The sequence below is a fragment of the Anaerotruncus sp. AF02-27 genome (assembly GCF_003465835.1).
Lineage (GTDB): Bacteria > Bacillota > Clostridia > Oscillospirales > Ruminococcaceae > Anaerotruncus > Anaerotruncus rubiinfantis.
This window is the reverse complement of record NZ_QSBX01000035.1, coordinates 18,353-29,690: the sequence shown is the minus strand read 5'-3', so window position 1 is coordinate 29,690 and position 11,338 is coordinate 18,353. Positions and strand designations below refer to the sequence as shown.

Annotated in this window: 14 protein-coding genes; 13 read left to right on the top strand and 1 reads right to left on the bottom strand. The window is 55.7% G+C overall.

The genetic code is table 11. The annotated features are described in order from the left end of the window. The 3 genes from DWV16_RS19425 to DWV16_RS17030 all read left to right on the top strand — a co-directional run. Positions 1-189: hypothetical protein (locus tag DWV16_RS19425; RefSeq protein ID WP_207661953.1), on the top strand; the 189-nt coding region annotated here is incomplete at its 5' end. 44 nt (positions 190-233) lie between these two features. Next, positions 234-677 (top strand): DUF4234 domain-containing protein, encoded by a 444-nt coding sequence (locus DWV16_RS17035; protein ID WP_118480527.1) that lies wholly within the window; start codon positions 234-236, stop codon positions 675-677. Between the two features lie 153 nt (positions 678-830). After that, a complete protein-coding gene (locus DWV16_RS17030) occupies positions 831-3,089 on the top strand; it encodes a vitamin B12-dependent ribonucleotide reductase (RefSeq protein WP_118480525.1) in 2,259 nt (752 codons plus the stop codon). A 312-nt stretch (positions 3,090-3,401) separates the two neighbouring features. Here DWV16_RS17030 and DWV16_RS17025 read toward each other — a convergent pair whose 3' ends face one another. Then, a complete protein-coding gene (locus tag DWV16_RS17025) occupies positions 3,402-3,590 on the bottom strand; it encodes a hypothetical protein (protein WP_118480523.1) in 189 nt (62 codons plus the stop codon). A gap of 178 nt (positions 3,591-3,768) precedes the next feature. On the opposite strand from DWV16_RS17025, the gene DWV16_RS17020 reads away from it, so the two are divergent. The 10 genes from DWV16_RS17020 to DWV16_RS16975 form a co-directional block, all read left to right on the top strand. Continuing rightward, on the top strand, positions 3,769-4,005 hold the full coding sequence (locus DWV16_RS17020; protein WP_118480521.1) for a helix-turn-helix domain-containing protein: 237 nt from the start codon (positions 3,769-3,771) through the stop codon (positions 4,003-4,005). Continuing rightward, positions 3,992-4,804, top strand: a complete 813-nt coding sequence (locus tag DWV16_RS17015; protein WP_118480519.1) for an epoxyqueuosine reductase — start codon at positions 3,992-3,994, stop codon at positions 4,802-4,804. The genes DWV16_RS17020 and DWV16_RS17015 overlap by 14 nt, the downstream gene beginning before the upstream one ends. 442 nt (positions 4,805-5,246) lie before the next feature. Beyond that, positions 5,247-6,299, top strand: coding sequence for a peptidoglycan bridge formation glycyltransferase FemA/FemB family protein (locus DWV16_RS17010; protein ID WP_079987969.1), 1,053 nt, complete (start codon positions 5,247-5,249; stop codon positions 6,297-6,299). Continuing rightward, positions 6,296-7,651, top strand: coding sequence for an aminotransferase class I/II-fold pyridoxal phosphate-dependent enzyme (locus DWV16_RS17005; RefSeq protein ID WP_118480517.1), 1,356 nt, complete (start codon positions 6,296-6,298; stop codon positions 7,649-7,651). The genes DWV16_RS17010 and DWV16_RS17005 overlap by 4 nt, the downstream gene beginning before the upstream one ends. A gap of 22 nt (positions 7,652-7,673) precedes the next feature. Further along, positions 7,674-7,874: a hypothetical protein gene (locus tag DWV16_RS17000; RefSeq protein WP_118480515.1), complete on the top strand. Its 201-nt coding sequence runs from the start codon at positions 7,674-7,676 to the stop codon at positions 7,872-7,874. A 232-nt stretch (positions 7,875-8,106) separates the two neighbouring features. Beyond that, complete coding sequence (locus tag DWV16_RS16995; protein ID WP_066452616.1) at positions 8,107-8,430, top strand: cyclic-di-AMP receptor; 324 nt, start codon at positions 8,107-8,109, stop codon at positions 8,428-8,430. After that, complete coding sequence (locus tag DWV16_RS16990) at positions 8,427-9,389, top strand: ATP-binding protein (RefSeq protein ID WP_066452614.1); 963 nt, start codon at positions 8,427-8,429, stop codon at positions 9,387-9,389. The genes DWV16_RS16995 and DWV16_RS16990 overlap by 4 nt, the downstream gene beginning before the upstream one ends. Before the next feature lie 12 nt (positions 9,390-9,401). Beyond that, positions 9,402-10,256, top strand: a complete 855-nt coding sequence (locus DWV16_RS16985; RefSeq protein WP_066452611.1) for a stage 0 sporulation family protein — start codon at positions 9,402-9,404, stop codon at positions 10,254-10,256. 170 nt (positions 10,257-10,426) lie between these two features. Next, positions 10,427-10,597 (top strand): DUF362 domain-containing protein, encoded by a 171-nt coding sequence (locus tag DWV16_RS16980; protein WP_066452610.1) that lies wholly within the window; start codon positions 10,427-10,429, stop codon positions 10,595-10,597. 102 nt (positions 10,598-10,699) lie between these two features. Beyond that, positions 10,700-11,338: tRNA1(Val) (adenine(37)-N6)-methyltransferase (locus DWV16_RS16975; RefSeq protein ID WP_370219401.1), on the top strand; the 639-nt coding region annotated here is incomplete at its 3' end.

Below are 11,338 nucleotides of genomic sequence, written 5' to 3'. Positions count from 1 at the left end.
AGCGGTGCCGAAGATACTTGGGTGGTGACGCCCTGGAAAAATAGGTCGATGCCAGCTCTTAAAAAACCGCTAAATAGCGGTTTTTTTCTTTTGTTGCAGCAATTTTCGGGTAAAATGACACAAATTGTATGGGTTGGGACAAAACTTGAAGCCATACATTGCAATCAGTCGTTTGATATGGTAGACTGAAATTGTTGATTTTATCCCGGCGCTGCCGGAGATTGGAGTTACTTATGTACATACAAAACAAAAGCATCCCCATGGTTATCATCCTGTCGATTGTCACCTGTGGCATCTATTATCTGATTTGGATGTATCAGACCTCGGAAGAAGTCAACAACACGCTTGGAGATACCAGAGACGGCTCTGGACTGGAAGTTCTGCTTACGATTGTAACTTGCGGCATTTATGGGCTTTATTGGCTCTATAAATATAATCAGAAGTTGGTGCGGCTTGGAAACAATATGGGCGTCTCCCTGAGCGATAACAGTATCATCTGTCTGGTGCTGGCAATCTTTGGCCTCACGGTCGTTGCGCTTGGTATCATGCAGTCGCAAATCAATGAACTTGCGGATAAGGGCGCGGGCGGCCCTTCGAATCCGAATGGCTATTACACACAGGGCGCGCCAAAGGCACCGGAAGAGCCAACTCCGCCGGATGCCCCGTCGGCAGAATAATTTGAAAATTAGTCACCTTAAACAACCTTGCTGGAAAAGATTCGGCAAGGTTGTTTGTTTTATATGTTGTTTCCATAGATGGAAAGTGATACAATATATAGTATTACGAAATTTATATGATACACAATATAGAGATTAAGGATGGATTGACCGATGAAAATTGGAAAAAACGCAATGACGGTTCTGGAACGGCGTTACCTGATGAAGGACGAGGAAGGCAAAAATATCGAAACAGTGGAGCAGCTGTTTTGGCGCGTGGCGCGCGCCATCGCTGAAGCGGACAGGCATTTCGACCCCGCTGCCGATACCGAAGCGTTGGCCGGGCGGTTCTACGAGATGATGACCAATCTCGAATTTTTGCCGAATTCCCCCACCCTGATGAACGCCGGCCGCGAGCTGGGACAGCTTTCCGCCTGCTTTGTGCTGCCCGTGGGCGATTCGATGGAAGAGATCTTTGAGGCGATCAAACAGGCCGCGCTGATTCATAAGTCCGGCGGCGGCACCGGCTTTTCCTTCTCCCGGCTGCGTCCGTCCGGATCGACGGTGCGCACCACCGGAGGCGTGGCCAGCGGCCCGATCAGCTTTATGCGGGTTTTCAACATGGCCACCGAAGCGGTCAAGCAGGGCGGCACCCGCCGTGGGGCAAATATGGGCATCCTGCGGATCGACCATCCGGATATTCTGAATTTCATCGACTGCAAAAAAGACAACGCTGATATCACCAATTTTAATATATCGGTGGGCATCACTGAAGAATTTATGCATGCGGTGCAGCATAACAACACCTTCAAGCTGGTCGACCCCAAAACCAAACAGCCGGCCGGTGAGCTGGATGCGCGTGAGGTTTTTACTAAGATTGTGGAAAGCGCATGGCGCAATGGCGAGCCGGGCATCATCTTCCTCGACCGCCTCAACCGCGACAATGTCGTCCCGAGCCAGGGGGAAATCGAAAGCACCAATCCCTGCGGGGAACAGCCGCTGCTGCCATACGAGAGCTGCAATCTCGGTTCGATCAACTTGGTCAATATGCTCAAAAAGACCGGAAAAGGCTATGCCATCGACTACAAAAAACTTGAAAAAACCGCAAGGGACGCGGTTCACTTTCTTGATAATGTGATCGATGTGAATAAGTATCCGCTCGAGGAAATCGACTTCACCACCAAGCAGACCCGCAAGATCGGCCTCGGCGTGATGGGCTGGTCGGATATGCTCGCCTATATGGGCATCCCTTATAATTCGGAAGAGGCGGTGGAATTGGCCGGAAAGGTCATGAAATTCATCACCGAAACCGGCCGCGCCGAATCGATTGAGCTGGCCAAGACACGCGGACCGTTCCCGCTCTTTAACGAAAGCATCTTTGCCGGCGGCCCGCCGCTTCGCAACGCCACCATCACCACCATCGCCCCGACTGGTACCCTTTCGATCATCGCGGGATGTTCTTCCGGGGTGGAGCCGGTATTCGCTTATGTTTTCATCCGCAACGTTATGGACGGCACCGAAATGATCGAAGTCAACTCGGTGCTTCGGGAGGTGCTGGAAGAACGCGGACTCTACAGCGACGAACTGATGAAAAAGATTGCGGCGGAAGGTACGCTCGCGCATATTGAAGAAATCCCGGAGGATATCAAACGGGTATTCGTTTCGTCGCACGATGTCAGCCCGCTTTATCATGTCAAGATGCAGGCCGCGTTCCAGAAATATACCGACAACGCGGTCTCCAAAACGGTCAACTTCAAGCATGACGCGACGGTCGAGGATGTGCAGGAGGTCTATATGCTGGCCTATGAGCTCGACTGCAAGGGCGTGACCATCTACCGTGACGGCAGCCGTGACAGCCAGGTGTTGAATATCGGGTCGGTTAAGAAGGAAGGGGAAACCCCAGTTGAAACGGACCCGGAAGGCTACCCCACCAATATCCGTCCGCGTCCGCGTCCGGAGATCACCTGTGGGCTGACCGAACGGATGAAGATTGGGTGCGGCAATCTTTATGTGACGGTCAACTATGATGAAACCGGCATCTGTGAAGTATTTACCTCGACCGGCAAGGCGGGCGGCTGTCCGAGCCAATCGGAAGCGACCGCGCGGCTTGTTTCGATCGCGCTGCGGTCGGGCATCTCGATTGATGAAATCCTCGACCAGCTGCGCGGCATCCGCTGCCCGTCGACCATCCGGCATACGGGGATGAAATGCACCTCCTGTCCGGATGCGATCGCCCGCGTGATCAAAAAGACAGCGGACATGATCGCGGCGCAAAAGCCGGCTTCGAGTGCAATTCTGGAACCGAAGAAGGCTCCGGAACAGCCGGTCATTGTGACCAAGCATTCCAAATTTTGTCCGGACTGCGGCAGTGAGCTGGAACACGAAGGCGGCTGCGTAAGCTGTAGATCCTGTGGATATTCGAAGTGCAACTAAAGGGATGGAATAAAAGGGCTCCGCGCTTAAGCGCGGAGCCGGGGGAACGCCGGGGGAAAACTTCTTGAAAGAAGTTTTTCCCCGGACCCTTTTTCAAGAATTTTTGATTCGGTTGCGCCGCGAAAAAACAAAAGTTTCGTCAACCTTTTCAAAGGTTGCGGGGGATGCGGGGGCGGCGCCCCCACGCCGGTGCGCGCACGCACCGGAATCCCGCCTGGGCCCGCAGGCCCTGCTTCGGGCGCATTTGGGGGTATGGGGGGATTTGCAAGAGAAATCCCCCCATGTGCGTCCGTAAGACCTTTCAACCGGCGGTTAAAACTCGAGGACGAGGGAAGAGCGGATAGATTTGAAACGGACGCCGCGGACAAAGGCACGGGCGGAGGCGCGGTCGATGAGTTCGTCGTGCACGTCGCGCAGATCGAGCAGGAGACGCATTTGCTGTTCGGTGAGGGTATGGGCGAGGAGATCCTGGGCCTTACTGGAAGCGGGCGAGGATTTCATGCGCTTCGGAGGCTTCCTCGTAGGTGGCGAAGGTTTTGAGTTCAGAAAGGAAGAATTCTTCAAGGGCGATTGGCATAAACATTATTCCTCATATAATATTCTTTACAAGAATATTATATGAGGAATAATTATAATTGTCAAGCATATTTTATGAGATAATAGCATAAGAGGTGAGCGCATGAAGAACCTGAAGAAAATTCGTGTCCTGCGGGATTTGACGCAAATACAGTTGCAAATGGAAACCGGTATTAATCAGAGTATCCTTTCCAAGTATGAGACAGGGGAGTACACGCCCACAACTGAAAACCTGCTAACCTTGGCGGCATTTTACAAGACAAGCGTGGACTTCCTTTTGGATCTTACGGACGAGGAAAAACCCTATCCAAGAAAGAAGGGAACCGATGGCGGAGCTTGAACAAATTGTCCGCGATGCGGGGATTGATCAGTGGGGCGTGTGCGCCTTTGCCGATGCGCTCCCGCTGTTGGAAGTCCGCGCAAAGGCCCGTATCCCGGAAAATGCGAAATCAATAATTGTATTTTTATTTGGATATTATACAAATAGTTATGAATTGCGCAACATCTCCCGATATGCAATCGTAGACGATTATCACACCGCAATTCGGGGAATTTTGGAAAATTTGGCGCAAAACATAAACAAAAAGTATATAAATAATATATTTATACCATTTGTGGACGCTTCGCCGCTTGTGGAGGTGCGCGCCGCATATCTTTCCGGCCTTGGCGACGTGGGCCGAAATGGACAGCTGCTCAACCCCGTCTATGGGAGCTATTGTTTCATCGGGGAGATCGTCACCGACCTTGTTTTGCCGCCCGGCCAGCCGCAAAGCAAAAAAATGTGCGTCAATTGCGGACAGTGCCTTGCTGCCTGCCCGACCGGCGCACTCTCGGAAGACGGCTTTGACAAGACGAAATGCCGTTCCTTTCTCACGCAGAAAAAAGGCGCGCTGAGCGAATGGGAACGCGGACAGATCCAAGCGGGCGGATTCGTTTGGGGCTGTGACAGGTGCACCGACGCTTGCCCGGTCAACCGGCAGGCTGCCAAGAGCAGAGTCGAAGCCTTTTACCGGGATAACCAGCCGGTGCTCGGGTATGATACAATTGGAAAACTCTGTGAGACGAAAGCTTATGGCTGGCGTGGAGAAAAAGTGCTGCGCCGCAATCTGGATATCATTTCCGGCAAGGATGTGGTATAATAGCCGCAAAGCGGCTATTATACCGGTTTATGGCCAGGCAGATGCGTTGGCAAAGCCGACTCCCTGCCCGATGGCCCATTATCCCACTGCGTGCTTCGCACTTGTGGTACAATAGCCGCAGAGCGGTGGATTGCGCTTTTCAGGCGCTCGGAGACTCTGCGCCTTCCAGGCACCCCGGCCCTATTTCTTGCTCGTGCAAGAAATAGGGAAAAGAACACGCCAAAGTGGCTAGCCGCCCCTTTGGAAACCCCGCGGACGCCTTGCCAAACCCCGCGGACGCCTTTGCCCCCAGCAAAACGGTCAGCTCAGGACTGATGGTAACGTTTTATGCTCCCTGCACTGCGGTGGGGCTGGGGTGGATTCAGGGCTTACGAAAACGCTTGGACGGTGTTCTTTGGAGTCACGCAATCAGGACAAAAGGACTGAAAAGGAGATACAGATCTTGGAAATTATTACGCCCGATCAATATGGAGAATATGAGGCATTTGTCTCAAACCATCCGCAGGGATGCTTTACGCAGAGCGTCAACTGGCAGAAGGTAAAAAATAACTGGGGCTTCGAAGCGGTTGTTTCGCGCGGCGGTGCGGGCGAAATCGTCGGCGCCATGTCGGTGCTGATCCAAAAGATCCCGCTGATCGGCACCTCGTTTTTGTATGCGCCGCGCGGCCCGGTCTGCGACCTGCACGACCAGGCCGTGCTCGCCGACCTCAAGGCCGGCGTCGACGCGCTCGCTAAAAAATACAACGCCCATACCTTCAAAATGGACCCGGATGTTCTGATGAGCGACGCGCAGTTTTTAAAACTCGCAAAAGGTATGGGCTTTACCCAAAGCTACGGCCCCGATGGATTTGAAGGCATTCAGGCCCGATTCAATTACCGGCTTTACCTGAACGAACGCACCGAGGAGGAAGTTTTCGCGGCGCTCACCCAAAAGACCCGTTACAACTGCCGCGTGGCAATGAAGCACGGTGTGGAAATACGGGTGGTGGGACAGGAATATCTGGACGATTTTGTGCGGATCATGCAGACTACCGGCGAGCGCGACGGCTTCAACGTCCGTCCGAAGGCCTATTTTGCCCGGATGCTCGACGCGCTTGGCGAGCATGTGCGGATGTATATGGCCTTTTATCAGGACCAGCCGATTTCCGGCGCGATCACCACCAACTATGCGGGCAAGACCTGCTATGTCTATGGAGCGTCGGATAATGTCTACCGCAATGTGATGCCAAATTACCTCATCCAGTGGGAGATGATCAAATGGGCGATCGAAACTGGATGCGCGGTTTACGACTTCCAGGGCGTTTCCGGCAATATGGATGAAAATGGGCATATGTACGGCCTTTACCGCTTTAAGCGCGGGTTTAACGGCACGCTTGACGAGCTGGCCGGAGAATTTGACTATGTCTACCAGCCGCTCAAAGCGAAGATGGTGGACAAAGCGATTGCCCTCAACGGGACGATCGGCGCGGTGAAGCGCAAACTGAAAAAATCATGAGGCAGGCGGGCAAAACACCGCTTCATGACGCGGTGGAAGCATATCTCCAAAAGGACATGGCCCGGTTCCATATGCCGGGGCATAAGGGCCGTGGGACAGGGGAATTCGCAGAAATCCTGCCGTGGGACATCACCGAGGTGGAGGGGGCGGACAGCCTTTTTCACGCGGATGGGCCGATTTTGGAGTTGGAGCGGCAGTTCGCGGAGGTTTACGGCGCGTATCGGACGCTCGTTTCGGCGGGTGGGGCGACGCTGTGCATCCAAACAATGCTGGCGCTCGCATGCGGCAATGGCGGCAAGGTGATCATGAGCCGCAACATCCACCGGGCCGCGATCAACACGGCAGCGCTGCTTGATCTTTCGCCGGTGTGGATCTATCCGGAAAACGACGCGGGAGAATGGTTCCTTGGGCGGTATACACCCGCCTCGGTCGCGGCGGCGATCGAGACGAACCCGGATGCAAAAGCGGTCTACATCACCTCGCCCGACTACTTTGGGGTGATGAGCGACCTTGCCGGGATCGCCGCGGTCTGCCGGGAACATGGCGTGCCGCTGCTGGTTGACAACGCGCACGGCGCGCACCTCCGGTTTCTCCCGGAGAAATACGGGAAGCCGCATCCGATCGACTGCGGCGCGGCGCTCTGCTGCGACAGCCTACATAAGACGATGCCCGCCATGACCGGCGCGGCGCTTTTACATATTGGAGACGGGCAGTTCGCGGCGGATGCGAAACGGATGATGTCGCTGTTTGGCTCGACCAGCCCAAGCTATCCGATGATGCTTTCCTGTGAGATTGCGCTCCAGTATGCGCGCGGCGGCGCCCGGGAGGGCTTTGCCCGCACCGCCCGGCAGATGGACCGGCTGCGGGGACTTTCCCTTGCGCATGGCTTCGCGCTGCCGCAGGGGCTTTCCGATCCGGCAAAGCTTTCGCTCGGCTTTGGGCCGCTTGGGATGGATAGGGAAACATTTGGCGCGCACCTGCGCGGTTTCGGCGTTGAGCCGGAATACGTGAGCGGTACCGCCTGTGTGCTGATGGCCAACGCCTATAACCGCGAAAGCGACTACGAACGGCTCGCGCGGGCAATCGGGGCGCTCTCGCCATCCGGCTCGCCCGCCCCGGCCGCGGGCGCCGCGCTCCCGCGCCCCCAGTCGGCAATGCCGTTGCGCGCCGCGGTTTTTTCCACACAGGAAATTGTTTTGGTGGAAAACGCGATTGGACGGATCGCGGCCGGAGAAGTTTCCCCCTGCCCGCCGGGCATCCCGGTTGTGATGGGCGGCGAAAGGATTGACGAGGAGGCCGCCGCCGCGCTCAAGGCTTATGGAATTACAGAGGTATGCGTTGTAAAAGATTAAAACTGCGGGAGAGGAATTGCCGATGCTGCTTGGACTGATGAAGGGGATTGCAATCTTTTATTATTGGACCTGGTTCATTTGGCCGTTTGTGTTCGTTTTTTCGCTGGCGGTCGGGATCGCGGAGATCGTGAAGGACGAGAAGGCTTCGGGCAAAAGCCTGATCATCTCGGCGGTTTCGCTGCTCATCATTCTGGCGGGACTGCTTTCTCCGGCGTTTGGCTGACCTTTTTCCAAAGGGCAGCGGAAAGTAGCGGGTTCTCTGCGGAGCGCAGCGGACAAGTCATGCGGTTTCTGATATGCTTTCTTTGCATTCTGCCAACAAAAAACTATGGCATTTTACACCCGGATATGGTAAAATAGCAATACAGAAAGGGACTTCCCTTTCGGGCGCTAATTTTCATGCGTGAAAGCTCCGGCAATGGGGCCGGGGCAAGGGCAACAAGGAGGGTGACCTTATGAAACTGATCTTTGCGATTGTGTCCAATGACGACAGCGCCAAGGTTTCCAAGGAGCTGACCAAAAACAAGTTTTCGGTAACCAAGCTGGCGACGACCGGCGGGTTCCTCATGGCGGGGAACACCACCTTCATCATCGGAATCGACGACGATAAGGTCGACGAGGTCATTTCGATCATTGGCAAGCATTCCAAAAAGCGCACCCAGATGGTGCCGTCCTCCGCGTCTTACGGCGTGGGCATGTACACCTCCTTCCCGGTGGAAGTGCAGGTCGGCGGCGCGACGATCTTTGTAACCAACGTGGAGAGATTTGAGAAACTTTGAAAACATTACTCTATCATAATCAGAAAGCTACCGGTACGCTCGCCAACCTCAGTGCTGGCGGGCGTTTGCCGCATGCGTTGTTGGTCGAAGGCCCCGAGGGTTCCGGTAAAAAGACGCTGGCCCGCCTTTTTGCGGAGCTTTCGCTCTGCGAGGAGGCGGAAAAGCCCTGTGGGATCTGTCCGCACTGTTTCAAAGTGCAAAAGGGGATCCATCCGGACGTGCGGTATTACACTGTGCCGGAAGGGAAGAAGGAATTTCCCATCGACCTGGTGCGCGAGATCCGGCAGGACGCCTACATTGCGCCGAATGAAGGTCCGTGCAAGGTTTATGTCATCGATAAGGCCCATGCGATGAATACGGCGGCGCAGAACGCGCTGCTCAAGATCATCGAGGAGCCGCCCGCCTTTGTGCGGTTTGTGCTGCTCTGCGAAAACCGATCCCGCATGCTGCCCACCATCCTCTCACGGGTTTTGCCGCTGGAGCTGGAGATTCCCACCGTGGAAGAGTGTGAGCAGGCGCTGGCCGCGCTTTCTCCCGAAACGGACGAAACCCAGCGCCGCGCGGCCGCCGCGGGTGCCGGCGGAAACATTGGGCGGGCGCTTTCGCTCATCGGGTCGGCCAAGCCTTCCAAAGCGGCCGCGGATACCCGTTCGCTCTGTGAGGCGCTGCTTTTTGGCGAACGGTATAAGGCGCTGCAGATCCTGGCCGCTTACGACCGGGACCGCGAGGGGCTTTTACAGCTTTTTACCCTGCTGCGTGAGGCGTTCGCCCAGTATGCGGTCGAACGGTACCGCCCGGAGGGGAACCCGGACATGCGGGTGGTGAACCGGCTGACGCCGATGCAGGCGCTCGGCGCGGCCCAGGCGGTTGAAACGGCCGCGCGGCGCGCCAACCAGAATGTGAGCATCGCGCTTTTATCGGCGTGTATGGTGGAACAGATCAAAGCTACACTCAGATAGATGGAGGACGTTATGGCGGAAATTATCGGTGTCAGATTTAAAAGCGTGGGCAAGGTTTATTATTTTGATCCCGGCCCGCTCCAGGTGGAGAAGGGTGCGAAGGTGATTGTTGAGACAGCGCGCGGCGTGGAATGCGGCGAGGTTGCGATGGCAAACCGACAGGTGAGCGACACAGCGATTGTCAAGCCGCTCAAGAAGGTGATGCGCCTTGCAAACGAGGAGGACCTCAAAAAGGTGTCGGACAACGCGGCGCGGGAAAAACAGGCCTTTTCGGTCTGCAATGAGAAGATCGCCAAGCATAAGCTCAATATGAAACTGGTGGATGTGGAATTCACCTTTGATAATAACAAGATCCTGTTTTACTTCACAGCCGACGGACGGGTTGACTTCCGCGAGCTGGTCAAGGATCTGGCGTCGGTGTTCCGCACCCGCATCGAGCTGAGGCAGATCGGCGTGCGCGACGAAGCGAAGATGCTGGGGGGGCTCGGCATCTGCGGCCGTCCATTCTGCTGTTCTTCCTTCCTGGGGGAGTTCCAGCCGGTCTCGATCAAGATGGCCAAGGAACAGGGGCTTTCGCTCAACCCGACCAAGATTTCAGGCACCTGCGGCCGGCTGATGTGCTGCCTCAAATATGAGCAGGAAGCTTATGAGGACCTTCTGCGCACCACGCCGAAGGCGGGTTCCTGGGTGCGTACCAAGGAGGGCCGCGGCGTCGTGACCGAGGTGAACCTGCTGACCGGTATGCTCAAGGTCGCGCCGGAGAAGGATCAGGCCGCGGCCAAGTACATCCATAAGAGCGAAGTGCGTCTCATCCGAAACAATAACCAGGGCGGCGGGGAACCGGCCTCGGACGATGGCGAAAAATAACGAATTTTACAGGCGGAAAATGGTTTAAGTCTTGCATTTTTGCAAACCTGTGGTAGAATAAGCTTGTGAATATCATATCGATTGTGCATCGTTGCATAGTCTATGGTATCGCTGTTGCGCGGAAATTTGCGCGGCGGCCAAAATCACAAATTTTTTTGGAGGTGTTCCCCATGGCATATGTAATTCATGACGATTGCATCTCTTGCGGTAACTGCAAGGAGACCTGCCCGGTTGGCGCGATTTCCGAGGGCGATGGAAAATACGAGATCGACGCCGGTACCTGCATTGAATGCGGCGCCTGCGCGGCGGATTGCCCGGTCGAAGCCATTAAGCCGGAATAAGCAATCATCATAAGCGTACATAAAGAAAAGCCTTCGCTTTGTGTGAAGGCTTTTCTTTTACCTGCGCGCGGCCCGGGATTTTTCTGTAAGGAGCGGATGCTTTTGTTCAAGGACACCTTTGAGCCGCTTGGGGAGCGGATAAAGCTGTGCGTTACGCCGCAGCATAAATTCGGGACCGATGCGTTTCTGCTTTCGGATTTCGCCGCGCCGCGCAGAAAGGATCTGGCCTGCGATCTCGGCGCGGGCTGCGGGATTGTGGGAGCCTTGTGGTTCCGGGACGAAAAAACCGCCCCGCGGAAGGTCTGCGCGGTGGAGGTGCAGGAGCAGGCGGTTGCGCAGATGCAAAGAAGTGTCGCTGTGGGGGGGCTTCCGGCGGACCGTTTTTTTCCGGTACGTGCCGACTTGCGTGATCTTTCCGGCGTGCTGGACGCCGGTATGTTCGACCTGGTCACCTGCAACCCGCCGTACAAAACCGCTGGGACCGGAATTTTGAGCGAAAGCGAAAGCGACCGGATCGCGCGGCACGAAACCCTCTGTGAAATTGGGGATATCTGCGCCGCTGCGGCAAGGCTTCTGCGCTTTGGAGGACGGCTCTGTCTCTGCCACCGGCCGGAGCGGCTGGTGGACGTGGCCTGCGCGATGCGAAAGGCTGGGATTGAGCCGAAGCGGCTGCGGATGGTGCACCAGCGGCCGGGATGCGCGCCATGGCTGCTGCTCATCGAGGGAAAGCGCGGCGCCAAG

Coding starts and splice junctions, on each gene's coding strand:
- DWV16_RS17035 (WP_118480527.1), top strand. CDS start 234: ATGTACATACAAAACAAAAGCATCCCCATGGTTATCATCCTGTCGATT.
- DWV16_RS17030 (WP_118480525.1), top strand. CDS start 831: ATGAAAATTGGAAAAAACGCAATGACGGTTCTGGAACGGCGTTACCTG.
- DWV16_RS17025 (WP_118480523.1), bottom strand. CDS start 3,590: ATGAAATCCTCGCCCGCTTCCAGTAAGGCCCAGGATCTCCTCGCCCAT.
- DWV16_RS17020 (WP_118480521.1), top strand. CDS start 3,769: ATGAAGAACCTGAAGAAAATTCGTGTCCTGCGGGATTTGACGCAAATA.
- DWV16_RS17015 (WP_118480519.1), top strand. CDS start 3,992: ATGGCGGAGCTTGAACAAATTGTCCGCGATGCGGGGATTGATCAGTGG.
- DWV16_RS17005 (WP_118480517.1), top strand. CDS start 6,296: ATGAGGCAGGCGGGCAAAACACCGCTTCATGACGCGGTGGAAGCATAT.
- DWV16_RS17000 (WP_118480515.1), top strand. CDS start 7,674: ATGCTGCTTGGACTGATGAAGGGGATTGCAATCTTTTATTATTGGACC.
- DWV16_RS16995 (WP_066452616.1), top strand. CDS start 8,107: ATGAAACTGATCTTTGCGATTGTGTCCAATGACGACAGCGCCAAGGTT.
- DWV16_RS16985 (WP_066452611.1), top strand. CDS start 9,402: ATGGCGGAAATTATCGGTGTCAGATTTAAAAGCGTGGGCAAGGTTTAT.
- DWV16_RS16980 (WP_066452610.1), top strand. CDS start 10,427: ATGGCATATGTAATTCATGACGATTGCATCTCTTGCGGTAACTGCAAG.